Annotated in this window: 18 protein-coding genes and 1 tRNA gene; 11 read left to right on the forward strand and 8 right to left on the reverse strand. The window is 65.6% G+C overall.

Annotated features, from left to right (window positions below):
• On the reverse strand, nucleotides 1–793 hold a 793-nt coding region (locus tag DBR10_RS13630), incomplete at its 3' end, for an outer membrane protein (RefSeq protein ID WP_146187851.1).
• A 255-nt stretch (nucleotides 794–1048) separates the two neighbouring features.
• On the opposite strand from DBR10_RS13630, the gene DBR10_RS13635 reads away from it, so the two are divergent.
• Together DBR10_RS13635 and DBR10_RS13640 are read left to right on the forward strand one after the other, a co-directional pair.
• The gene (locus DBR10_RS13635; RefSeq protein ID WP_146184099.1) at nucleotides 1049–2335 is read left to right on the forward strand and encodes a flagellin N-terminal helical domain-containing protein; all 1287 of its coding nucleotides are present in this window, start codon (nucleotides 1049–1051) and stop codon (nucleotides 2333–2335) included.
• Between the two features lie 86 nt (nucleotides 2336–2421).
• Entirely contained in the window at nucleotides 2422–3516 is a 1095-nt protein-coding gene (locus tag DBR10_RS13640; RefSeq protein WP_199223479.1) for a 2OG-Fe(II) oxygenase, read from the forward strand.
• Between the two features lie 37 nt (nucleotides 3517–3553).
• On the opposite strand, the gene DBR10_RS13645 is transcribed toward DBR10_RS13640, so the two are convergent.
• A tRNA-Val gene (locus DBR10_RS13645) sits at nucleotides 3554–3628 on the reverse strand.
• A gap of 97 nt (nucleotides 3629–3725) precedes the next feature.
• Nucleotides 3726–4082: a cell cycle two-component system response regulator CpdR gene (gene cpdR / locus DBR10_RS13650; protein WP_004616083.1), complete on the reverse strand. Its 357-nt coding sequence runs from the start codon at nucleotides 4080–4082 to the stop codon at nucleotides 3726–3728.
• Between the two features lie 144 nt (nucleotides 4083–4226).
• Here cpdR and DBR10_RS13655 point away from each other — a divergent pair, with 144 nt between their 5' ends.
• The 4 genes from DBR10_RS13655 to DBR10_RS13670 all read left to right on the forward strand — a co-directional run bounded on the left by DBR10_RS13655 (nucleotide 4227) and on the right by DBR10_RS13670 (nucleotide 13901).
• Nucleotides 4227–5147, forward strand: coding sequence for an N-formylglutamate amidohydrolase (locus DBR10_RS13655; RefSeq protein WP_108504378.1), 921 nt, complete (start codon nucleotides 4227–4229; stop codon nucleotides 5145–5147).
• A gap of 526 nt (nucleotides 5148–5673) precedes the next feature.
• On the forward strand, nucleotides 5674–7509 hold the full coding sequence (gene typA / locus DBR10_RS13660; RefSeq protein ID WP_108504364.1) for a translational GTPase TypA: 1836 nt from the start codon (nucleotides 5674–5676) through the stop codon (nucleotides 7507–7509).
• Nucleotides 7510–7727: 218 nt separating this feature from the next.
• Nucleotides 7728–11267 (forward strand): TonB-dependent receptor, encoded by a 3540-nt coding sequence (locus DBR10_RS13665; protein WP_108504365.1) that lies wholly within the window; start codon nucleotides 7728–7730, stop codon nucleotides 11265–11267.
• A gap of 282 nt (nucleotides 11268–11549) precedes the next feature.
• Complete coding sequence (locus tag DBR10_RS13670; protein ID WP_233243409.1) at nucleotides 11550–13901, forward strand: putative bifunctional diguanylate cyclase/phosphodiesterase; 2352 nt, start codon at nucleotides 11550–11552, stop codon at nucleotides 13899–13901.
• A gap of 6 nt (nucleotides 13902–13907) precedes the next feature.
• On the opposite strand, the gene DBR10_RS13675 is transcribed toward DBR10_RS13670, so the two are convergent.
• Both DBR10_RS13675 and DBR10_RS13680 read right to left on the reverse strand, forming a co-directional pair.
• Nucleotides 13908–14156 (reverse strand): GlsB/YeaQ/YmgE family stress response membrane protein, encoded by a 249-nt coding sequence (locus DBR10_RS13675; RefSeq protein ID WP_108504367.1) that lies wholly within the window; start codon nucleotides 14154–14156, stop codon nucleotides 13908–13910.
• Between the two features lie 74 nt (nucleotides 14157–14230).
• Complete coding sequence (locus tag DBR10_RS13680) at nucleotides 14231–14686, reverse strand: GNAT family N-acetyltransferase (RefSeq protein ID WP_108504368.1); 456 nt, start codon at nucleotides 14684–14686, stop codon at nucleotides 14231–14233.
• A gap of 54 nt (nucleotides 14687–14740) precedes the next feature.
• Between DBR10_RS13680 and DBR10_RS13685 the strand changes: the two genes are divergently transcribed.
• Together DBR10_RS13685 and DBR10_RS13690 are read left to right on the forward strand one after the other, a co-directional pair.
• Complete coding sequence (locus DBR10_RS13685; RefSeq protein ID WP_108504369.1) at nucleotides 14741–15901, forward strand: aminotransferase; 1161 nt, start codon at nucleotides 14741–14743, stop codon at nucleotides 15899–15901.
• Nucleotides 15898–16449: a GNAT family N-acetyltransferase gene (locus DBR10_RS13690; protein WP_108504370.1), complete on the forward strand. Its 552-nt coding sequence runs from the start codon at nucleotides 15898–15900 to the stop codon at nucleotides 16447–16449. The genes DBR10_RS13685 and DBR10_RS13690 overlap by 4 nt, the downstream gene beginning before the upstream one ends.
• A 26-nt stretch (nucleotides 16450–16475) precedes the next feature.
• On the opposite strand, the gene DBR10_RS13695 is transcribed toward DBR10_RS13690, so the two are convergent.
• Nucleotides 16476–19052 (reverse strand): hybrid sensor histidine kinase/response regulator, encoded by a 2577-nt coding sequence (locus tag DBR10_RS13695; RefSeq protein WP_369831667.1) that lies wholly within the window; start codon nucleotides 19050–19052, stop codon nucleotides 16476–16478.
• A gap of 78 nt (nucleotides 19053–19130) precedes the next feature.
• Nucleotides 19131–19895: an SDR family oxidoreductase gene (locus DBR10_RS13700; protein ID WP_108504371.1), complete on the reverse strand. Its 765-nt coding sequence runs from the start codon at nucleotides 19893–19895 to the stop codon at nucleotides 19131–19133.
• A 143-nt stretch (nucleotides 19896–20038) separates the two neighbouring features.
• Between DBR10_RS13700 and DBR10_RS13705 the strand changes: the two genes are divergently transcribed.
• The 3 genes from DBR10_RS13705 to DBR10_RS13715 all read left to right on the forward strand — a co-directional run bounded on the left by DBR10_RS13705 (nucleotide 20039) and on the right by DBR10_RS13715 (nucleotide 22362).
• Complete coding sequence (locus DBR10_RS13705) at nucleotides 20039–20515, forward strand: SRPBCC family protein (protein ID WP_108490654.1); 477 nt, start codon at nucleotides 20039–20041, stop codon at nucleotides 20513–20515.
• A gap of 56 nt (nucleotides 20516–20571) precedes the next feature.
• Nucleotides 20572–20871, forward strand: a complete 300-nt coding sequence (locus DBR10_RS13710; RefSeq protein ID WP_108490655.1) for a hypothetical protein — start codon at nucleotides 20572–20574, stop codon at nucleotides 20869–20871.
• A gap of 120 nt (nucleotides 20872–20991) precedes the next feature.
• Nucleotides 20992–22362 carry an MFS transporter gene (locus DBR10_RS13715; RefSeq protein WP_108556443.1) on the forward strand — a complete coding sequence of 457 codons (1371 nt, stop codon included), beginning with the start codon at nucleotides 20992–20994 and terminating at the stop codon, nucleotides 22360–22362.
• Between the two features lie 15 nt (nucleotides 22363–22377).
• Here DBR10_RS13715 and DBR10_RS13720 read toward each other — a convergent pair whose 3' ends face one another.
• A complete protein-coding gene (locus tag DBR10_RS13720) occupies nucleotides 22378–24366 on the reverse strand; it encodes a protein meaA (protein ID WP_108504372.1) in 1989 nt (662 codons plus the stop codon).
• Nucleotides 24367–24407: the final 41 nt, after the last annotated feature.

Below are 24407 nucleotides of genomic sequence, written 5' to 3' on the forward strand. Positions count from 1 at the left end.
GTGCCGGAGGGGCCGGCGGCGCGCCGAAGGTGTAGCGCAGGCCCAGGGTCACCGAGGCGTCCTCATACTTGCCCTTGAACGACCCGATGTCGGTCACCCCGCCACCGACCGGTCCGGCATTCTGGGTCACGGAGCCCCACTGCAGGTGCTTGGTGGCCAGATAGCGGCCGGTCAGGTCGAGGCTCCAGTTGGGCGACATCTCCCAGGCCACGCCCAGCAGACCCTGATAGGCCAGGGCCTGATCGGTGTCGTCAAAGCGCGTGTTCTGGAACGTCGCAGCCCCGGCCGGAACACCGCTCAGCTGGCCATAGGCCTTGTTGCGAACCCAGGCCGTACCGACGCCGGCCCCGATGAACGGGCGCAGGGTCGAACCGGGCATGAAGTCATAGATGACATTGGCCATCAGGGTTTGGGCCTTGATCGAACCGTCCGGTGACTGACAGGTCGGATCGCTCGCTGTCCGCACAATGCCGGCCTTGCAGAGGCCGACCGGCTGCGCGGCGGCGCTGTCGGTCCCGCGGACCGACTTGATGTCGGAGCCGCGATAGCCGTACTCGCCCTCGAGCCGCCAGTTCGGATTGAAGCGATAGCCCAGACGGCCGAAGGCCGCCCAGTCATTGTCGCTCGAGACCGTCCAGTCATAGCCGGCCGACGAGGTGGCCTTGATGTCCTTGGGGATGTGATAGCCCGCATCGGCGGCGACGTACCAACCGCTCTCGACGCTCTGGGCCGACGCGCCGGACGCCGCGCCAAGCGCGATCGCCGCAGCGCCGGCCAGCAATTGGAATCTCATGGTTTGAACCCTCTCGTTCAGATGTCCCGGACCCGACACAGCGGACCCAAGACGGCAAACGCGCCGCCATCGGTTTCGGGTGTGGCCGGAACACAACAGTCGCAATGGATCTGACCAAACCCTCATCCAGCCGCTCGCCGGCCAGGCAAATAGCCGCCCGAAGGCACCAGTCAGAACTCAACCTCATTTTGAGTCTTTACAATCTTCAGGCACCCGTTGAGCTTCGCCGGGGTTCGAATCAGAGTTCACCGTCGCTTGAACGTCCTCAACACCAACAGGCTGGCCCAGCGGGCTGCTCAGGCGCTGGAGGCGGCCGGTACGGGCCTGGCCTCCGCCCAGCGCCGGATCGCCACCGGCCTGCGGGTGGCGTCAGCCAAGGACGACGGGGCCATCTGGGGCGTGACCCGGATGATGCGGTCGGAACGGGACAGCTGGCGGGTCGCCAATGACAGCCTGGCCCGGGGCAGCGCCCTGCTTGAAGTCGCCTCGGCCGGTGCCGAACGCATCACCGACCTGCTGACCCGGGCCCGCGACAAGGCCCTGGCCTTCGGCGATCCGTCGCTGGGCAGCGCCGCCCGGGCCAGCCTGCGCAATGACATCCAGGCCCTGATCGCCCAGGTGGACCAGGCGGCGCTCCAGACGAGCTTCGACGGCCGCCGTCCGCTGGCCGACACGCTCGTTCAGACGACGGTCATCCAGACCCAGACCGCCTTCTCGGGCACCGCCCCGGTCGCGCCCCTGACCCCGCCATCCCTTGCCGCCGGCATACCCAATACGTCCGGCGCGGCCTCGACGACCTTCATTCGGGACGGCGGCCCCAATGCAGGACGGCTGGATCTCTATCTCGACGCCTACAGCGCGCCGGATATTCTCGAGATCTGGCAGGGCGGCAACCGCGTCGCCGCCACCGGCCAGGCCTATGTGCCCGGCGGCGCGCCGGTCGGCGCGGGTGCGGCCATCTCGGGCAAGGAGGTTGTCAGCTTCGACTACAATCCGGCGGGCGGACAGTCGCTGGAGTTCCGCTTCAACGAGGGCGTCAATGCCTCAGGCTCGGTCTGGGACGTCAGCGGTGTCGCCCTGCAGGCCCTGGCCGCACCCGTGCCCGCCCTGACCGTCACCAGCACGCCGGTCGTGACGACAACGTCCTCGGCAACCAGCTATGAGTTCACCAGCGACGGCACGGGCCAGACCGAGCCCGTCGCCGCCCGTCCACTGACGGTCGAGGCGCTGGGTCTGGACCGCGTCGACTGGAATGATCCCGCCCCCCTGCTCGGCCTCATCGACGAGGCCCTGACCAGCGCGCTGGCCGCAGGCACCTACTTCGGCGAACGACAGAACACGCTCCAACTGGTGCGCGAGCAGAATGCCCGGCTGGCTGATACCCTGGAGACCGGAATCGGCAATCTGGTCGATGCCGACCTCGCCAAGGAAACCGCCAATCTCCAGGCCGTTGAAGTCCGCAGCCAGCTGGCCAACCAGTCCCTGGCGATGGCCAACGGGCAGTCCAACTGGGTACTCTCCCTGTTTCGGGCAGGGCGCTGAGGCAAGAAGCTCGCGCCCTCTCCCCGGGCGGGACCGGACAGGCTAGCCTGTCGCCTGACCGCGACGGGTCACAAAGGACCTTGAGAATGCCGCTCCTCATCGGCGACAGCGCCCCGTTCTTCCGGGCGGCGACACCGACCAATCCTGACTACGCGTTCGACTCCGTCGCGGGCCGCTATGTCGTCCTGGCCTTCTATCCCAGTCAGGACATGGCGACAGCCATCGCCGTGTCAGCCGCCGTCCAGGCCAACCGGTCGCTGTTCGACGACGACAAGACGGCGTTCTTCGGTGTTCTGCGCAGCGAAGCCATGATCCAGGGGGCCCGCAACAGCATGCCGGGCGTGCGCTGGTTCCTGGACCTGAACCGCGCGGTCTCGCACCTGTATGGCATGGAGGCCCCGGACGGGACCGAGCTGACTGGCTGGCTGGTGCTCGATCCCATGCTTCGCGTCATCGCCGTGACGTCCCTGGACCAGACCGCACAGGTCATGGCCCTGCTGGCCGGCCTGCCGGCCGTGGACGATCACGCCGCAACCGAGCTCTTCGCGCCGGTTCTGGTCCTGCCGCGCGTTTTCGATCCCGACCTGTGCCATCGCCTGATCCGGGCCTACGAGACGGGACTCCAGGAACCGTCGGGCTTCATGCGCGAGGTCGACGGGCGAACGGTGGGGGTCTTCGACAGCGCCAGCAAGCGGCGGACCGACCACATCATCGAAGACGGCCCGGTACGGGCCGAGATCAGATCGTGCATCACGCGGCGGCTCTTGCCGCAGATCCAGCGGGCCTTCAGCTTCAGGGCGACGCGCATGGAGCGCTATATCGTGGCCTGTTACGACGGTGCCGAAGGCGGCTTCTTCCGTCCACATCGCGACGACATGTCGAAAGGCACTGATCACCGGCGCTTCGCGGTGACGATCAATCTCAATGCCGAGGACTATGAGGGCGGCGACCTGATCTTTCCTGAGTTCGGCAGCCGGACCTATCGGGCTCCGACCGGCGGGGCCGTGGTCTTTTCCTGCAGCCTGTTACACGGCGCAGAGCCGGTGACCGCCGGGCGTCGCTATGCCTTCCTGCCCTTCCTCTATGACGAGGCCGCAGCGCAGCTTCGCGAAAAACACGCGAAGTTCCTTGAGCCGGACAAGGCGGACTACCGCGCTATCGAGCAAACGGAAATCCGGTAGACCGGGCAAGAAAGTCTGTTGAATTGAGAGCGGGGAATGGTGGACGCGACAGGGATTGAACCTGTGACCCCCTCGATGTCAACGAGGTGCTCTCCCGCTGAGCTACGCGTCCGCCAAAGGCGGCTTGGAAGGCCTCGAAAGGCGTCCCAAGCAGGAAGGTGCGCGGTATAGCGGCGACGTTTGCGATGCGCAAGTCGCCATTGGCGGATTTATGCCGCCATCATCTTTTCGACCTCGGCGACCAGGTCGCGCAGGTGAACGGGCTTGGACAGCACCTTGGCGCCGGCCGGGGCACGGTCCTGGGCAGACAGGGCGACGGCCGCAAAGCCAGTGATGAACATGATCCGCAGGGAGGGATCGCGGGCGGCGGCCTGGCGGGCGACCTCGATGCCGTCCATGCCGGGCATGACGATGTCGGTCAGCAGAAGGTCCCACGGATGTTCCAGGTGCTGAACGGCCTCTTCGCCATCGGCGCAGGCCTGAACCTCGAAGCCGGCGCGTTCAAGCGCACGGGCCAGGAACCCCCGGAGGGAATCGTCGTCTTCGGCGAGGAGGATGCGGGCCATATCGGTCTTTTTTCCAGGCAGTGAAGACGCCAACTTAGCGGATAGACGGTAAATCGGGGATGAACCCGGCGTCCAGTGTGCAGCAGAGCGCAGTTTCTCCAAAGGGGTTTGACCATCGGCCACCCCCCTTGCGAATATGTGGCCATGACAGTCTGGCAGCCGCTCGTGAAGACGGAGCCGTCTGCGTCGGCGAACCCGCCGTTCGCGGCGCACGAACTCCTGCGCGCCGTGCCCGAATCCAGCCCGCCCCCGACACCGCTCGTGTTTGCTTCTCCCCATTCGGGGCGAATCTATCCTGAAGACATGATGGCCGCTGCCCGGCTCGACACTGAGTCTCTCCGGACCTCGGAAGACGCCTTCGTCGACGACATTATTGCCGGTGCCCCGGCCCTGGGCGTGGCCGTTATCCGGGCCCGACTGGCGCGAGCCTATGTCGATCTGAACCGCGAGCCCTGGGAACTGGATCCCGGCATGTTCGAGGATGAACTGCCCGCCTTTGCCAAAAGCCATTCGGCCAGGGTCGCAGCGGGCCTGGGTACGATCGCGCGGGTCGCGTCCGAGGGCAGGCCGATCTATGCCCGCAAGCTGACCTTTGCAGAGGCCAAGGCCCGGATCGATCTGACCCACCGCCCCTATCATGATGCGCTCGACAGGCTGCTCGGGGCTGCCCGGGCCACCCATGGGCTAGCCATTCTGGTCGACTGGCACTCGATGCCGGCTGCAGCCGCTCGCGGACAGCGGGCCCGCGGCGGGGGAGCTTGCGACATTGTTCTCGGTGATCGCTTCGGCGCAGCCTGCTCTCCACGCCTGACGGGACTGGTCGAGCGCGAGCTTGAGGCCATGGGCTACCGGGTGGCTCGCAACTCACCCTATGCCGGTGGATATACGACCGAGCACTATGGCCGTCCGTCGAGACGGACCCACGCGCTGCAGATCGAGATCAATCGCGCGCTCTATATGGATGAAGTCACCCGCGAACCGACAGAGGGCCTCGGCCGGCTGGCAGCGGATGCCGAGCGCCTGACGCGGGCCCTCGCGGCTCTGGATCCGTCCAGTCTGCGGTAGCTGCGGGCACGCGAAGGGCTGCCGTCAGTCCAAAGCCGCAGGATTGCTCCGCCACAAGACGGACACGGCCGGACCGGCAGGGTTCAGGCCAAAAAAAAGCCCGGCTCGAAAGCCGGGCAGTTCATTAGGGAGGAAACGCCCAGGAAGGGCAGAGGCAGCAGCGCCGCCTCACCCCTTGTTTATAGGTTGCGATGCGAAATTGGGCAAGCGGAAAAGTGGACGATTGTGGCGAATTTTCTTAACGCGCCCCGAGAAACCCTTTGTACTGCAAGGCTTAAAGAACGGCGTTTCGTGAACGCGACTAAAATATAGGCATGTTGCAACGCACAAATAGTTGCGGCTGAAACCACCAGGGTCCTGAAATGGGGCCAAACCCCGAAAAAACAAGGCCTTCGCATTGACACCGGTTTCCACAGTTTCGCTTTCGTAAAGGGTGGGCTGGATAAATTCAGCGCAGTCGCGTAAAAGCCGCGCGCCTGACGCAGACCGCGTCAAATCCCGATCCTCCCGAAAGTCCGCCTTCTCCATGTCCATGCGAAACATCGCCATCATCGCGCACGTCGATCATGGCAAGACCACCCTCGTCGATCAGCTCCTGGCCCAGTCCGGCGTTTTCCGCGCCAACGAAGCTACGACCGAACGCGCCATGGACTCCAACGACCAGGAGCGCGAGCGCGGGATCACCATCCTGGCCAAGTGCACCAGCGTCCTGTGGAATGGTGAAGCGGGCGAAACCCGCATCAACATCATCGACACCCCCGGCCACGCCGACTTCGGCGGCGAAGTCGAACGCATCCTGGGCATGGTGGACGGTTGCGTCCTGCTGGTCGACGCCGAAGAAGGCGTCATGCCGCAGACCAAGTTCGTGCTGACCAAGGCGCTGAAGATGGGCCTGCGCCCGATCCTCTGCATCAACAAGGTCGACCGCGCGCACGCTGATCCCGACAAGGTCCACAACGCCGCCTTTGACCTGTTCGCCGCCATTGGCGCGACGGAAGAGCAGCTGGACTTCCCGCACATCTACGCCTCGGGTCGCGCCGGTTGGGCCACCCTGGACATGAACGTGCCCAGCGACAATCTGGCCCCGCTGTTCGACCTGATTGTCCGCCACGTGCCGGAACCCAAGCAGATCGCCAAGACGGACGAGCCGTTCCAGATCCTCAACGTGCTGATCGAAAGCGACCCCTTCCTGGGCCGCCTGCTGACGGGCCGCATCGAGAGCGGCAAGGCCGTTCCCGGCATGGCCATCCACGCCCTGGACCGTGACGGCAAGGAAATCGAGCGCGGCCGCATCACCAAGGTTCTCGCTTTCCGCGGCCTGAAGCGCTCGCCCGTCGATGAAGGTGCCGAGGCCGGCGACATCGTCGCCATCGCCGGCATGTCCAAGGCCACCGTCGCCGACACGCTGTGCGCCATGGAAGTCACCGACGCCCTGCCGGCCCAGCCGATCGATCCGCCGACCATCTCGATGACCGTCTCGGTCAATGACAGCCCGCTGGCCGGCCGCGAAGGCGACAAGGTCCAGAGCCGCGTGATCCGCGACCGCCTGCTGAAGGAAGCCGAGTCGAACGTCGCCATCAAGGTCGCCGAGACCAGCGAAGGCGACGCCTATGAAGTGTCGGGCCGCGGTGAACTGCAGCTTGGCGTTCTGATTGAAAACATGCGTCGCGAAGGCTTCGAAGTGTCGATCAGCCGTCCGCGCGTTGTGTTCCAGACCGATCCGGAAACCGGCAAGCGCCTCGAGCCGATGGAAGACGTCATGATTGACGTCGATGACGAGTTCTCGGGCATCGTCATTGAAAAGCTCTCGAACCGTAAGGCCGAGCTGAAGGACATGGGTCCGTCGGGTGCCGGCAAGACCCGCATCCAGCTGATCGCCCCCTCGCGTTCACTGATCGGCTATCAGGGCGAGTTCCTCACCGACACCCGCGGCTCGGGTGTCCTGAACCGCGTGTTCAGCCACTATGAGCCCTACAAGGGTGCGATCGACCAGCAGCGCAAGGGCGTGCTGATCTCCAACTCCGACGGTGAAACCGCCGCCTATGCGCTGTGGAACCTGGAAGAGCGCGGCACCATGTTCGTCGGCGCCGGCGAGAAGTGCTATCTGGGCATGATCATCGGCGAAAACGCCCGTCAGGACGACCTTGACGTCAACCCGATGAAGGCCAAGCAGCTGACCAACGTCCGCGCCTCGGGCAAGGACGAGTCGATCCGCCTGACCCCGCCGCGTCGCATGACCCTCGAACAGGCCATCGCCTACATCGAGGAAGATGAACTGGTGGAAGTGACCCCGAAGAACATCCGTCTGCGCAAGCAGATCCTGAACCCGTCGTTCCGCAAGCGCCGCGTCAAGGAAGAATAGGACCTGGGGTTTCCCGAGTCGAACAAGGCCGCCGCCCTCCGGGACGGCGGCCTTTTTTCTGGTCAGATGCCGCCCCGAAGCGCCCTCCCGGACCTCAAGATAAGGTAAGTTTCCTATTATTTAAAACCGTCACAAGTCTGATACGACTTTGTCGAACTGAAGCAGTACCCGCCGTGTCAGCGCCCTGAATCCGGGCGTCCACGCCTGAGGGGGCTGTAATGAATTTCTCCAGAAAGCTGGTCGCGAGTGCGGCCCTGAGTGCTCTGGCACTCGCCATGTCCGCGCCGGTCGCCATGGCACAACAGACGACGGCCGCCGTGCGCGGCGTCGCTGTCGATGACAATGGCGCGCCGATCGCCGACGCCACCATCACCATCACCCACGTGCCGAGCGGCACCAGCCAGATCACCAAGACGACCGAAGGCGGCGCGTTTGACGTACGCGGCCTGCGGGTCGGCGGTCCGTACAAGATCACGGCAGCCCGTCAGGGCTATGACGCCCAGACCCTGGAAGGCCTGTTCCTCAATGTCGGCGACGCCCAGCGGGTGAAGCTGGCCCTGGTGCCCGAAGGCCAGGTGTCGGAAATCACCGTCACCGCCGCCAAGGCCGCCACGACCAGCCAGCTGGCCAATGTCGGCTCACGCACCACCCTGCAACGTGAAGAGATCGACGCCGTCGTTTCGGTCAAGCGCGACATTCGCGACATCGGCCGCCGCGACCCGCTGGCCACGCTCGACTTCGTCAACCGCAGCACTGGCCCCTCGGGCGGGCTCTACATCGCGGGCTCCGCGCCGCGCGCCAACCGTATCACCATCGACGGTGTCCGCTCGCAGGACAGCTACGGCCTCAACACCGGCGGCCTGTCGACCAACCGCGGCCCGATCTCGTTCGAAGCCCTTGAGCAGATGTCGGTCACGGCCGTGCCGTTCGACGTCGAGGACGGCGACTTCACCGGCGGCGCGCTGAACCTGATCATGCGCTCGGGCGGCAACAGCTTCCACGGCGCGCTGTTCGACAACTACAGGACCACGCGTCTGGTCGGCAACGAGGTGCCCAATGTCGGCTTCGTCGGCAACGACGTCACCCAGGCTCCGCTGACCGGCTACCGCAAGATCAAGAACAAGATTCACGAGAGCAACTACGGCTTCTTCCTGTCGGGCCCGATCATTCCCGACACGCTGTTCTTCGCGGCCTCCTACGAGAAGTTCTCGACCTTCGACACCACCGGCACCGGCCCCCTGGGCGCGGGCTTTGCCAACACCTTCAACAAGATCCCGGGCATCTCGGCCAGCACCGGCGCCAGCCAGGCCGACATCGACGCAGTGCTGGCCAACTGGAACGGCTACTCGGCCTCTTCGCTGCTGAAAGCCGGCACGGTCGCCCTGACCAAGCCGGTCCTCGACGAAAAGTCGTCGATCAAGATCGACTACAACATCACCGACAACCAGCGCCTGACGGCAACCTACCGCCACGCCTTCAGCTCGGTCTGGAAGCGCAGCCCCGGCACCACGGGCATCAGCCTGGACAGCAACTGGTATGTTCAGCCGGAAAACGAAGACAACTACGCCCTGCAGCTGAACTCCAAGTGGACGCCGGACCTGTCGACCGAAGCCCGGATCTCGTTCCGCGGCTATCAGCGCGGCCAGATGCCGCCCAGCGGCCAGGGTTTTGCCAACGTCTCGATCTGTACCGACGTCACGTCGGTGGGCTCGACCAATGCCTGCTCTTCGGGCGTGCCCTCGATCGGCATCGGGCCGGACCAGTTCCGCCAGGCCAACGTCCTGAAGACCAAAGACACCTCGGGTTCGTTCATCGCCAACTATGCCGGCCTTGAAAATCACCAGCTTAAGGTCGGCTACCAGTACCGCGGCATGGAGATCTACAACCTGTTCCTGCAGGCCGCGCGCGGGGTCTACTACTTCGACTCCGTCGCCGACTTCGCCACGGGCAAGGCCAACCAGCTGTCCTACGGTAACTCGCTGACCGGTACCGCGACCGACGCTGCGGCGGTTCTCGACTACAAGGTTCACTCGCTGCTGGCCCAGGATACCTGGGATGTTACCGACGCCCTGACCGTCAATCTCGGCGTCCGCTGGGATCACTATGCCGCCGACAAGAAGCCGACCCTGAACACCAACTATGTGACCCGCTACGGCTATGGCAACCAGACCACCTATGACGGTCTGGATGTCGTGATGCCGCGCGTGTCGGCCAAGTACAACGGCGACTGGTTCGAACTGTCGGGCGGCTTCGGGCTCGTCTCGGGCGGTACGCCGGACGTGTTCCTCGGCAACAGCTACGGCGGCACCACCGGGGCCCTGACCAACAGCTTCACCATCCGCCGCCAGGCCGACGGTTCGTTCTTCGACAGCGCCACCAGCACGGTCGTCGATCCCGCCACCGGCGCAGCACTTCTCAATCTGAACAAGGCCAATTCCGGCTTCATCACCGGTCCCGGCGCGACGGCCAATGCCCTGCTGACGGCCGACAGCCTCAGCCGCCGCAACGCCTATACCAATTCGCTGGCGCCGAACTTCGAGATGCCGTCGGACTGGAAGACCAATGTCTCGTTCAAGACCACCCAGCTGGGCATCGACTGGAGCGTCGACGCCGTGGCCAGCTGGTCGAACGTCAATGTCGCCTTCCGCGATGCCCGCGCCCGGCCGCTGACCGTCAATGGCGTGCAGCAGTACACGCCGGATGGCCGCATGCGCTATGACGGCCTGGTCATTGCCGGCAGCAATGCTGCCGCCGTCACCACCAACCGCATGACGCTGGGCCTGCCGGTTGCCAGCAATCCCGACCTGGTCAATCTGGGTCTCTTCGGCGACATCCAGGCCTACAACCCCTCGACCAAGAGCTGGACCCGCACCCTGGCCCTCTCAGGCCGCAAGACCATCTTCGGCGTCGACACCTGGGCGGCTTACACCTGGCAGTACGGCCATCAGTACGGCGGCATTTCCGAGTTCGGCACCACCGCCGGCGGCAATGGTACCAGCGGCAACTACTATGCCGACCAGGGCTTCGACGGGGATCCCAACGCTGCCGCCGAGGGCAAGTCGAACAACATGATCCGCAACGCCTACAAGCTGAACATGAGCTACAAGGCCGAAGTCTTCCCGGGCTGGGTGTCCCGCTTCACCCTGTTCGGCGAGCGTCACTCGGGTCGCCCGATCAGCTTCCTGATGACCGACCCCAGTGGCGGCCGGAACCCGACTTTTGGCGTCTCGCGTGACGATGCCCTGGCCTATATCCCCAACCTGAACAGCCCGGACGCCGGCAATCCGCTGAAGTTCACCGACGCCCGTGGCACCACGGTCTATTTCGACAGCGCAGCGTCGGTGGCCAAGCTGCAGGCCCTGGTGAAGCAGTTTGACCTGCCGATGGGCAAGATCGTGCCGCGCGGCTTCGGCAAGAACCCGGACGTCGACCGTTTCGACTTCCAGTACTCGCAGGAACTGCCCGTTCCGATCGAGGGCCACAGCCTGTTGTTTACGGTCGACATCGCCAACCTCGGCAACCTGCTCAACAAGAAGTGGGGCGTGGTCAAGGAATACAGCAACAGCCGCTCGGGCGGCGTGGTGGTCAACGCCCAGTGCGCCAAGGCCGACGGCACCACCGCCGGAAACGCCGACGCAACCTGCGCGGCCTATCGATACAGCTACACTACCGCCAGCCCGACCAGCCTGGCAACGCCCACTGTCGACCAGAACGCCAGCCTCTGGTCGGTCGGCCTGGGTCTGAAGTACCGCTTCTAAAAGACACCGACACTCCTCAACCCCGGCCTGGCCGCTGTCCCTGCAAGGACGGCGGCCTTTCTTTTGAGCGCGGGCTGAAACCAAGGGGCCGGCCGGGCCCTCGTGCGGCCTGGCGTGTCGACCCGGACCCTCAAAACATCTGCTGCAGAACCTGCGACTTAAACCGGGATTAACATTAACGCGGGATGGTCCACCGGGGGGAAACACAACGCCCTGGGGATACAGGACAGCGCCGTGCCGTCGACCACCGCTAGGGCCCTCATCGACAGGGGCCGGCTTGCCTTGAGTGCCCTGCTCCCGGTCGTGCCTGAAGCCTTGGCCGGCCGGATGCGCATGGAGCAACTGCTCAGCATCCTTAGGCTCACGCCTGTCATGATGGGCGCCAATATCTTCATCGCCGCACTGGTGCTTCTGGCAGGCTTCAGCGGCCCGCATCGTGTGTCGCTTTCGATCTGGGCCTGTCTGGTGGTCAGCTACGGCCTCCTTGGCCTGCGGGGCTGGCTGGCCTCGCGCCGCCGCAAGAGCGGCAAGGCGACCGTGTCGCCGCGCGGGCTGCGCAGCATCATCCTCCAGGCCGGCCTGCTCGGCTGTCTTTGGGGAGCCCTCCCCGTGTTGGCCATGGACGGGGCCAGCGTCCAGATGCGGATGCTCATCGTCTCGGTGATCGCCGGCATGATCGGCTGTGGTGGCTTTGCCATGCTGACCCTGCCCCCCGCCGCAATCGCCTATTCCACACCGATGGTTATGGGTTCGCTCGTCGTACTGCTGACCAGCCGGGATCCCATCCTGATGGCTCTCGCGGGTCTGCTGATCTTTTGCTACCTCGTCGTGACCTTCTCGAGCCTGTCCCACGCCCGGGTCTTTGCTGAACGGCTGATCGCGGGCGAAGAGCTCGAACACCAGCGCCAGATGGTCAGCCTGCTACTCAGCGACTTCGAGGAGGGCGCCAGTGACTGGCTCTGGGAAGTCGATGCCTCAGGCGCGCTGACCTATGTTTCCGATCGCATGGCCGAGGCCGCAGGCCTGGCGCGCGAGGCTCTGCTCGGGCGGAATGTGGCCAGCTTCGCCGTCCAGGTGGCGGAAGCTGAACCGGGCCTCGCGGCGGATCTGACCGGGATCCTGGGCGAACGGAAGGCCTTCCGGGATGTAACCCTGCGGATGACCGTCGAGGGAACCGACCGCTGGTGGTCCCTGACCGCCAAGCCGACCCATGATCTGTCAGGAACCTTCACGGGCTTCCGGGGTGTCGGGGCTGACGTCACCGAAGCTCGCCAGGCCCAGGACCATATCCGGCGCCTGGCGCACTTCGACGTACTGACACAACTGCCGAACCGGCTGTCGTTCCTGGAAGCCCTCAACCGGGCCTGGACCCGTCAAGAGACCGGCGACGCCGGCGGCTGTGCCGTGCTCTGCGTGGATCTGGACTATTTCAAGAGCGTCAATGACAGCCTCGGCCATCCCGTCGGTGATGCCCTGCTGATCGAGGTGGCGGACCGCCTGGCGCGCTGCGTCGGAGAGACCGGCTTTGCCGCCCGGCTGGGCGGCGATGAATTCGCCGTCATCGTCGCGCCCGCCACCGGGGCTGACCCCCTCGCGGCGCTGGCGCGTGACATCGTCGACCAACTCTCGCAGCCCTATGACATCAAGGGCCACAGTGTCCTGATCGGCGCGAGTGTGGGGATCGCGGTCGCACCGGAAGATGCCGGAAATCCCGACGACCTTCTGAAGAACGCCGACCTGGCGCTCTATCGCGCCAAGAGCGACGGCCGTGGGGCCTTCTGCTTCTTCGAGATGGCCATGGACCAGGGGGCCCAGGAGCGCCGCGCCCTGGAGATGGACCTGCGCGCCGCCCTGAAGAACGACGAGCTGACGGTGTTCTTCCAGCCGCTCATCGGTCGACGCGACCACGAAATCACCGGCTTCGAGGCACTGGTGCGCTGGCAGCATCCGCAACGCGGCCTCGTCATGCCCGGCGACTTCATTGAATGCGCGGAGCAGTGGGGCCTGATCGGCAAGATCGGCGAGTGGGTCCTGAACCAGGCCTGCGCCCAGGCCGTGTCCTGGCCCGCTCCCCTGACGGTGGCCGTCAACCTGTCGCCCAACCAGTTCATGACGGGTGAACTTGTCGGCCAGGTGACCCGCGCCCTCCAGGCGTCAGGTCTCGAACCCTGGCGACTGGAACTGGAGATCACCGAGGGCCTGCTTCTGAACGATACGACCCGTACGATGGAGCAGCTCACGGCCCTGAAGGCGCTCGGCGTGAAGATCGCCATGGACGACTTCGGCACTGGCTATTCCAGCCTCGGCTATCTGTGGCGGTTCCCGTTCGACAAGATCAAGCTGGATCGGTCCTTCGTCGCCGAGATGAAGGATAACTCGGCCATTACCGACATTGTCCGGACGATCACCCTGCTGGGCCAGGCCCTGAAACTGCAGGTGACGGCCGAAGGCGTCGAGACCACTGACCAGATGCGCATCCTCACCGAAATGCATTGCGACCACTTCCAGGGCTATCTGTTCGGCCGGCCGATGCCCGTCAGCGATATCCCCGGCTTCCTGGTCAATGACCTGGCCCGCCGCATGCGCCGCCAGGACGCCGAGACGGACAGCGGCTCCGCCTCCATCTCGGCTTGAGCCAGCCTAGCGTTTCCGGACCATACCCAGCAGGGCCAGGAGCAGGATGGCCCCGATCGTCGAGACCACGAGACTGCCGACGAAACCGCCCCAGCTGAAGCCCAGCAGCCCGGCCACGAACGCGCCGAGGAACGAGCCGACCAGGCCCACAACCAGATTGGCCAGCAGGCCGTGACTGCGCCCCATGATCTGTTCCGCGATCCAGCCGGCTAGAATGCCGATGATGATCGCTCCAAGGATTCCAACGCCGCTCATATGTGTCTCCTGAAGGTCGTGTTGAGCCTCAGGAATGCACGAGCCATGGCGAAGGTTGCGCGACACGGATCTGGCTAGGTGCGCCGCTCCATAAAGACATCGGCCCGGGCATAGGGCGTCTCACGGGTCGGCAGGTCGACAAATCCCATGGCGCGATAGAGGCCCAGGGCGGGAGCCAGGCCAGAATTGGTTTCCAGATAGAGCCGTGGCGCGCCCAGCGCTTCAGCCTTGTCGATACAGGCCTGCATCAGCAGACGGCCAAGTCCCGTGCCCCGCGCCGCCTCGGCGACCGTCATCTTGGCGACCTCAAACCCTCCGTCCGCAAGCGCGATCAGGCCGACGCAGCCGACGATCTCGCCGTCGGCTGTTTCAGCCATCAGGATATGGCCACCCCGGTCCAGAATCTTGCCCTGCGGATCGTCAAGCGCTTCGAAGTCCTTGGGCTCCATCGCGAAGTAGCGGGAAATCCAGGCGACGTTGAGGTCTCGCCAGGCCTCGGCATGTCGCGGCTCAAAGGGCAGTATGCGCATGCCGTCATTTATTGTGCGATCACTGCCGCCTGGCAACTGAACGAGACCCGATTCATGGTCCATCCCGTGTTCGATGACCTGCCCACGACCATCTTCGAGGAGATGAGCGGCCTTGCGCGTGAACTGGGGGCGATCAATCTGGGTCAGGGCTTTCCTGACGACGCAGGACCCGAACCCGTCCGGGCCCGGGCTGCAGAAGCCCTGATGCAGGGCCTCAACCAGTACCCGCCCATGCGGGGCCTGCCAGAGTTGCGCAAGGCTGTGGCTGAACACTACCGCCTGACCCAGGCGCTGGATCTCGATATCGGGGAAATCACCGTCACCTCAGGAGCGACCGAAGCCCTCGCCGCAGCGTTTTTCGCCCTCATCACACCGGGCGATGAGGTGGTGCTGTTTCAGCCGCTCTATGACGCCTACCTGCCCCTGATCCGCCGGGCGGGCGGCATTCCACGGCTGGTCCGGCTGGAGCCACCGCACTGGCGGTTCGACCGGGCCATGCTTGAGGCGGCCTTTTCGGACCGGACGCGCCTGGTGGTGTTGAACAGTCCGCTCAATCCGGCCGGGACGGTGACCCCGGACGAGGATCTGGCCCTGCTGGCCGAGTTCTGCGTGCGCTACGACGTCACCGCCGTTTGCGACGAGGTCTGGGAAGCGGTGCTCTTCGATGGCCGAAAGCATCGATCGCTCATGAGCCTGCCCGGCATGCGCGACCGGACGGTCAAGATCGGATCGGCGGGCAAGATGTTCGGCATGACCGGCTGGAAGGTCGGCTTCCTGTGCGCTGCCCCGCCCCTCACCCGCGCGCTGGCCGCCGCCCACCAGTTCCTGACCTTCACGACGCCGCCGAACCTGCAAGCCGCCGTGGCCTGGGGGCTGGAGCATCACCGCGACTGGTTCCAGACCATGCCGGAAGGCCTGCAGCGGTCGCGTGATCGGTTGGCGGCGGGCCTCACTCAGGCAGGCTATGTGGTTCTGCCCAGCGCGGGAACCTATTTCCTCAATGTCGACCTCAAGGCCTCCGGCCTGGAGATCGATGACCGGACCTTCTGCCTGACCACGGTCAGGGAGCATGGCGTCGCCGCCATCCCGGTCTCGGCCTTCTATGCCGATGCACCGGTCCGGCACATTGCCCGACTGTGTTTTGCCAAGGCCGATGCGACCCTCGACCGGGGCGTGGAAAGTCTGGCCGAGGCGCGCAGGGCCCTGTCCGCATGACCCGGCCCGTTCTCGCCGAAACAGGCCTCGCGGTCAGGCTGATCTGCGGCACGCTGGAGACGCTCGATGCCGAAGACCTCGGGGGCAATGCGATCGCTGCGCTCTTAGGCGTAGACCCACCCGCAAGCTGGCCGCCTGAGCACAACGACAAAGCGACCCGCGACTGGATGCGGAGTCTGCTGGCTGACAACCCCCAGGACCCCGACTATGCCTGCTGGTACATCATCGGCCACGGGCGGCTGGTTGGTGTGATCGGGTTCAAGGGACCGCCCGATCCCGAAGGCCTGGTCGAGATCGGCTACGCCATCATCGAGACAGAGCACCGCAAGGGCTATGGCGTGGAAGCGGCCGGGCTGCTGGTGACCCGGGCGTTCAACGATCACAGGGTTCACTGCATCAAGGCCGAAACCCTGCCGCACCTCACAGCATCACAGAAAGTCCTGACGCGCTGCGGATTCGCCCACGTCGGGGGGACCTTTGATCCCGTCGAGGGGCAGATCATGCGCTTCGAACGCCGTCGCAGCCTAGACGGCCTCCGCCTCGAATGAGATCACCGCCCCGGGGCCCGGGCGGGCTAGTGGTGGCAGAGTTCGCCCAGGGGGGCGCTGGCGGCCGGGCCTGACCGGGAACTCAGCACACGATCCATCTCCGAAAGGAGATTACGCAGGTCGATGGGCTTGGCGACATGGGCGTCTGCCCCGGCGTCAAGGCAGGTGCGAATCTGGGCCAGCATGACATCTGCCGTCAGCGCGATCACCGGCAGATTGGCAAACCTCGGATCGGCGCGCAGCCGGCGGGTGGCCTCAAGCCCGTCCATGACCGGCATGTTCACATCCATCAGGACGATATCGACGGGCTCACGCTCCAGCGCCTCCAGCGCCATCCTGCCATTCTCCGCCTCCACCAGGTCGCATTCGAACGGCGTCAGGAACAGCCGGATAACCCGGCGATTGATCGGGTGATCGTCAACCACGAGGACGCGGCGGCCCTGCAGGGCGGCGAAGCTGGCCTGTTCGGCGGTTTCGTCGGGAACAGGTTCCGCAACCGCGCCGGGCTCGCTGACGGCATCGACCAGAATTTCGATGGTGAAGACCGAGCCCTCCCCTTCGCGGCTGTCGACCGTGATCTCGCCCCCCATCATCTCGACCAGGCGGCGGGTAATGTTGAGCCCCAGCCCCGTCCCGCCGAAATTGCGCGTCGTTGACGCGTCGGCCTGAATGAAAGCCCCGAACAGTTTGGCCAGGGTCGCCGGCTGCATGCCGATGCCGGTGTCCGTCACGGTCAGGCGCACGCGCTGACGTCCGCTGGCGACATCCGGGCCGCAGGACAGGACAACCTCGACCGCCCCGTCATTGGTGAACTTGATGGCATTGGAGACCAGGTTGGTCAGGCATTGCCGGATCCGGACCGCGTCAAACAGCAGGAGCCCGGGGGTGGGGCCCTCAACGCGGAAGGTCAGGACAATATCCTTGTCGCGCGCGGTGGGCTGGTAGCCGCCGATCAGGCGCGCGCAGGTCTTGACCAGATCACCGGGTGTCGGGGCGATCTCCAGCTTTCCGGCCTCGATCTTGGAAAGGTCGAGGATGTCGTTGAGCAGCACCAGCAGGGTGTTGCCGGAGTCCAGGATCAACTCGACCTGTTCTCGCTGCTCGCCCGTGCGGACGTCGCCGCGCAGGGCCTGGGCCAGGCCGAGCATGCCATTGAGCGGCGTGCGCAGTTCATGGCTCATCACCGCCAGGAACGAGGACTTGGCCTGGTTGGCTTCCTCGGCACGCTCCTGCGCTTCACGCAGGCGAACCGAAATCAGCCTCTGGTAGATGACCAGGGCAATGCCGCCGGCCCCCAGCACGGCCAGAAGGGCCGCAATGACGCCCCAGGCCTGGGCCAGCCGACGGTTCAGGGCGACTTCCGCCGCGAGCCTGCGACTCTCGTCACGCTTGACGCGCAGTTCGCTTTCCAGAGCGGCCGACATTTCGGCAACGCCCCGTACGTGCGCTCCGGCGGTCGCCTTGCGATCGATCCGCCCCCAGGCTTCCAGCTTGTCGAAAGCCGACTCCAGCCGGCCTTCGCCGCGGTCGATATAGGCCTCTACGAACCGTTCAAGCTGGAGGTCCGGTGCCGCCATGGTGGGGGGCATCCGTCGCAAAACGGTAAGGTCGGCGCGAGCCGCCACCGGGTCACCGAGCAGGGCCTCTGCCCGGGCCCTCTTGCGCAGCATGAGCACTTCAAGGCGGGACGACGGTTGCTTAAGTTCGGCGGCGATCGGCGCGATACAGTCGAGGACCCGCCGCGGATCATCGCGGCCCTCGGCAACGATCGTACAGAGAAAGCGGTCCCAGCTGCGCAGGTCAGGGTCACCGTCCGCTGCGGTCATCCGGTTGTGAAGGGCGGCAAAGCGTTCGGCAGCATCCAGTTCGCCCACCTCCACCGCCGTATAGGCGATGTCGTAGACCCGCTCGATCTTGCGCATGTAGAAGGCGTCGCGTTCATCCAGCCGGGCGGCCTGGGCCATATGATCCAGCGCACCTTCCTTATCGCCGATGTCCGAGAGCGTGTAGGAGTGGACCTGATGGATCTCGGCCAGCAAGGGCCGGGCGATATCGCCGCGCTTCTCGGCCTCGATGGAGAGGTCCGCAGCCAGACGCGCCGCCTCGGCCCAACGGCCGGTCTGGCCCTGGTCCCGCACCCGTTCGACGCCGGCCATCATGTGAATGTCTCGCGACGGGCTGTTCAGGAAACGCTGCCAGTCCGCGTCAGAGATGGTTCGGAAACCCTCCGTCTCGTGGCGATAGGCGAGGCTCAGCAGGTCAACCAGACTGGCCAGGTTACTGTCATTTTCCAGTCGGGCGACCTCGCGCGTCCGTTCCGCCCAGACGTCAAAGCCCTTTCGAACCTGATTGCTCTTGTAGGCATAGAGCACGCGCCAAAGACCGTAGAGACGGACGTCCCCCTTCTCGCGCAGGGCCTTGCGGCCGGCGCGCTCGATGTCCTCGTTTCGCCGGGGCGGTCGCGTTACTTCATGGGCGCCGACTTCCTGGTTCAGGCGCTCCAGCTTGGCGGCCATACTGAGATCATGGTCGGGGGCTGCGATAGCCGGCACGGCGATCACCAGCGATCCCACAAGGGCCAAGAGTACAGTTAAGCGCCGCAATGCCGGTCCCCTGAAACTGGCAGAGACCGTGGCCGCAACTTGTATAGGAGCCGTTAAATCCGCCGTTCTCCGAACGCGCTAGATCGTCGCGCCTCCATCTACGACAAGCGCCTGACCGGTCATGAAGCTGCCGGCCTGGGACGCCAGATAGACCGCCGCGCCTGCCAGTTCGTCCGGCTCGCCGATGCGCCGCAGGGGAACCCCTTTGGTCGACCGTTCCAGGGTCTCGGGATTGTCCCAGAGCGCCTTGGCAAAGTCGGTCTTGATCAGGCCCGGCGCGATGCAGTTGACGCGTACATTGTCCGGTCCGAACTCGTGGGCGAGGTTTCGCGCGAGCTGGAAGTCTGCGGCCTTGCTGATGTTGTAGGCCCCGATGATGGCGTTGCCGCGCAGACCGCCGATCGAGCTGATAATGATGATCGACCCGTCCCGGCGCTCACGCATCTCGGGCGCGACCATGCCGATCAGCCAGTGATTGCTGATGATGTTGTTGTCGAGGATCTTGCGGAACTGATCGTCGGCAATGCCGGCCAGCGGACCGTAATAGGGGTTGGACGCGGCGTTGCAGACGCAGATGTCGACCTTGCCGAAGGCCGCCCGGGTCTCGTCCACGAGGCGCTGCAGGTCTTCCTTCGACGCGATATTGGCCGGAACCGCGATCGCCGTACCGGCTCCGTGGCGTTCGTTCAGCTCGGCGGCGACCTCGTCGCAGGGCCCGGCCTTGCGCGACGAGATCACGACCTTGGCCCCGTGCTCGGCCATGCGCTGGGCGATGGCCTTTCCGATACCGCGCGAGGAACCGGTGATGATCGCCACCTTGCCGGTGAGGTCGAAGAGGCCCATGGCGCGCTCCCTAAACACTTGTTTGAATTTTCATCACATTGGCGGCCGGGGGCAGCAAGGTCAAGTCGTGGCAGCCCTGTCAGACCCCGCCCTTCTGGGGCATGGTCCTCGCGACTGTTTCAGCCGATCCTCCGGAGCCTGCCATGTCCGCCTTAGATCTGGACCCCGAGCGCGACCTGATCATCAGCCGCATCATCGACGCCCCGGCGGACAAGCTGTTCCGTTGCTGGACCACGCCCGGCCTGCTGCCCCACTGGTTCTGCCCGCCGCCATGGACGGTTTCAAACGCGGTGATGGACGTCAGGACCGGCGGCAATACCCTGATCACCATGGCGGGACCCAACGGCGAAAAGGTCGACAATCCGGGCGTCTATCTGGAGGTCATTCCAAACGAGAAGCTCGTCTTTACGGATGCCTTCACCGAAACCTGGAAGCCGTCGGCCAAGCCCTTCATGGTCGGAATCATCACCTTCGACGAGCTGGGTGACGGCAAGACCCGCTACACCGCCATCGCTCGGCACTGGAGCGCGGAAGACAAGACGGCACACGAGCAGATGGGCTTCCATGAAGGCTGGGGGATCGCCACGGACCAACTGGCAGCCCTGGCGGCCACGCTCTGAGCTCAGGAACCGCGCGGTCACCCGTCCGTTTCGTTGAAACAGTCGGGAGTTGCCGCATGGCCGGAAGCGTTAGCGATGAAACCGCCCTTGAGGAGGTTCTGGCCTTTCTCGATCACCCTCCCATGCACGGGACACCGGAGGACGCGGTCTTTGGCGAGCGCCTGCGTCAGGTCATGGCCGCCTCGATCGCGGATGAGCCGGACGGGGATGATCGCGGGGAGCCCACGCTATCGCTGGGAGAAGACCTGCACCGCAAACTCGACGCTGCCGCAAAGCGACGGGCAGGCACGCACCCCTTCGGGGACTATCCGGATGGCATCGGTCCGACCCTCGGCATGGATCTGAGCCACAGCTGAACCGCGCAGAAAACGCCAGGACCTGCCAAAGGGTCGAAGCGCGTGAGGCTTTGAAGGCTGGCGGGCGGCCGGAGCGGCGTGTAGAGCCGCGCCCAAGCTTGCATGATCAGAAAGCCCGACATGACGCCCGGATGGCGCGATCTCCTGAACCGCGACCTCGCCGCGCGCTTTGCCCTGCTGTGCCTGGGCATCTGGCTGAATGCCGCCGACACCCTGGTGACGGTGACGATCATGCCCAGTGTGGCGCGGGAGATCGGCGGCTATCAGTATTTCGGCTGGTCGGTGGCCGCCTATCTGCTGGGCTCGATTCTGGCCGGGGCCTGCGCGGGCAAGCTGTCGATCCGCTTCGGCCTGAGACGCGCCACGGCCCTGGCCGGGGTGATCTATGCCGTGGGCTGCGCGATGAGCGCTCTGGCCCCCGATTTCCTGATCTTCGTGGCGGGGCGACTGGTGCAGGGCCTGGGCGCGGGGGCGATCGTCTCACTCTGCTATGTGGCCATCACCGCGATGTTCCCTGAAGCGCTCTGGCCTCGGGTCTATGGGGCCATCGCCGGCGTCTGGGGCGCGGCGACCCTGCTGGGCCCCCTCTGCGGCGGCCTGTTCGCCCAGGCGGGCTTCTGGCGCGGTGCCTTCTGGTTCTTCGTCGTTCAGGCGGTGATCTTCGTGGCCGCCGTCATGGCTCTTGTCCCCCGGGGCCCCGGCACGACGGAACAGGGTCGGATTCCCGGCCGGCAGTTGGCCCTGCTGACCCTGGGCGTCGCGCTGATTGCGGCCGCAGGCGTCGTGCCGGGCGGCCTGGTCGCCCTCCTCTGTGCCGCCCTAGGAGCCGTGGCGATGGCGGCCATGCTGTGGGTCAACCAGCGCTCACCAGACCGGCTGCTGCCCTATGCCGCCGGCGACCTGACCCAGGCGACAGGCCTCGGGCTCGCGGTGATCTTCCTCTGTGAGGCGGCCACCGTCGGGTTCTCGGTCTATGGCCCGACCTTCATCCAGGTGCTGCACGGTGCCGATCCGCTCCTCAGTGGCTATGTCATCGGCAGCATTGCGGCCGGCTGGACGGCCATGTCGTTCGCCGTGGCCGGGCTTGCGCCGCGCCATGAGGGCCTTGCGATCCGCACCGGCGTCGTGATCATCGCCGCAGGCGTCGCCTGGGGAGCCTTCGAGATGGTGCGCGGAGGTCTTGTCGGCATCACCCTGTCGATGGTCCTGCTGGGCGCGGGCTTCGGGATCTGCTGGGCGTTCCTCGCCAAGCGCGTGATCGGCAGTGCGCCGCCCGAGGAACAGGCCCTGGCCTCGGCGGCCGTCCCCACCACCCAGCTGATCGGCGGGGCCACGGGGGCCGCAGCGGCCGGAGCCCTGGCCAATGCGCTGGGCTTCGCCCACGGCGTCACCCCGGCCAGCGGCCTCGCCCATGGACTGCCGCTGTTCTACGCCTTTCTGCCGCTGGCCCTGCTGGGCCTTGCGGCGGGGTGGCGGCTGGGGCGAGCCTGAGCGGCCTGAGCCCGCTCAAGCCTCCGTCAGCACGGCCCCTTCGACCAGCTTGACGATGTCGCCCATGATCTCGGTGATCCTGAAATCCTTGGGCGTATAGACCCGGGCCACGCCCATCTGCTTGAGGATCAGGGCGTCGGCGTCGGGGATGATGCCGCCGACCACGACCGGGATGTCGCCGAGGCCCTCGGCGCGCATGACGCGGACGACTTCCTGCACCAGATCGAGGTGCGAGCCCGACAGGATCGACAGGCCCACGACGTGAGCCCGGCTCTCCTTGGCGCGGCGGACGATTTCGTCCGGGGTCGAACGGATGCCGTCATAGACGACCTCCATGCCGCAGGCGCGGGCCCGGGTGGCGATCTGCTCGGCGCCGTTGGAGTGGCCGTCGAGGCCTGGCTTGCCGACGAGGTAGGTCAGGGTGCGGCCCAGGACTTCCGAAACCCGCTCGACCTCGCGTTTCACGGCCTCGACATCCTCGGCCTCGCCGGTCGAGACGACCACCGCCACGCCGGTCGGACCGCGATACTCGCCGAACACCTCGCGCAGGGCCCCGGACCATTCACCGGTGGTGACCCCGGCCTTGGCCGCCGTGATCGAGGGTTCCATGATGTTGCGTCCATCGCGGGCGGCAGCCTTCAGGTCGGCCAGGGCCGCCTGCACGGCCCCGTCGTCGCGGGCGGCACGCCAGGCCTTGATGCGCTCGACCACGCCGGCTTCGAGGCGCGGATCGACGGTCTCGATGCTGCTTTCGCCGGCCGACAGGGGCGAGACTTCCGTGTCGGTCCAGCGGTTGACACCGACCACGGTCATGTCGCCGGTCTCGACCGAGCGCACGCGCCTGGCGTTCGAGGCGACCAGTTCGGTCTTCATGTAGTCGATGGCGTTCTGGGCCCCGCCCATGCCGTCGATCAGCGCCAGTTGCTCCAGCGCGCCCTTGCTCAGCTCGGCGACCTTGGCCTCGACCACGTGCGAACCGTCGAACAGGTCTTCGTATTCCAGCAGGTCAGTCTCATAGGCCAGCACCTGCTGCAGGCGCAGCGACCACTGCTGGTCGAACGGACGCGGCAGGCCCAGGGCCTCGTTCCAGGCCGGCAGCTGCAGGGCCCGGCAGCGGGCGTCCTTGCTGAGCGTGACGGCCAGGGCCTCGATCAGAATGCGGTAGACGTTGTTCTCGGGCTGCTGCTCGGTCAGGCCCAGGCTGTTGACCTGCACGCCATAGCGGAAGCGGCGGGCCTTCTTGTCCTGAACGCCGTAGCGCTCCAGCAGGATCTGGTCCCACAGGCGGGTGAAGCTGCGCATCTTGCACAGCTCGGTCACGAACCGCACCCCGGCATTGACGAAGAAGCTGATCCGCGAGGCGACGATCTCGAAGTCCTCGTCCGGCACCTGGCCGCCGGCCTTGACGGTGTCGAGCACCGAAATGGCCGTGGCGAGGGCGAAGGCCAGCTCCTGCTCCGGCGTCGCCCCCGCTTCCTGCAGGTGATAGCTGCAGACGTTCATCGGGTTCCACTTGGGAACCTCCAGATAGCACCAGGCGATCATGTCGCCGATCAGCCGCATGGACGGGCCCGGCGGGAAGATGTAGGTGCCGCGCGACAGATATTCCTTGATCAGATCGTTCTGGGTGGTGCCCTGCAAAAGCTTGCGGTCAGCCCCCTGCTCGTCGGCCAGGGCCACATACATGGCCAGCAGCCAGGCGGCCGGGGCATTGATGGTCATCGAGGTGTTGGACTGGTCCAGCGGGATCTGGTCGAACAGCTGGCGCATGTCGCCCAGGTGGCTGATCGGCACGCCCACCTTGCCGACCTCGCCGCGCGACAGGATGTGGTCGGGGTCGTATCCGGTCTGGGTGGGCAGGTCGAAGGCCACCGACAGGCCGGTCTGGCCCTTGGACAGGTTGGCCCGGTACAGCGCATTGGACTTTTCCGCCGTCGAGTGGCCCGCATAGGTGCGGAAGATCCACGGCGCATCCGGCGCGTGCTGATACGGCTTACCTGACATTCCTGCGCTCCCGACTTTTCGTTCTTGATTATCGTCGATCA

Origin of the sequence: Caulobacter sp. HMWF025 (assembly GCF_003060965.1) — a bacterium.
GTDB lineage: Bacteria > Pseudomonadota > Alphaproteobacteria > Caulobacterales > Caulobacteraceae > Caulobacter.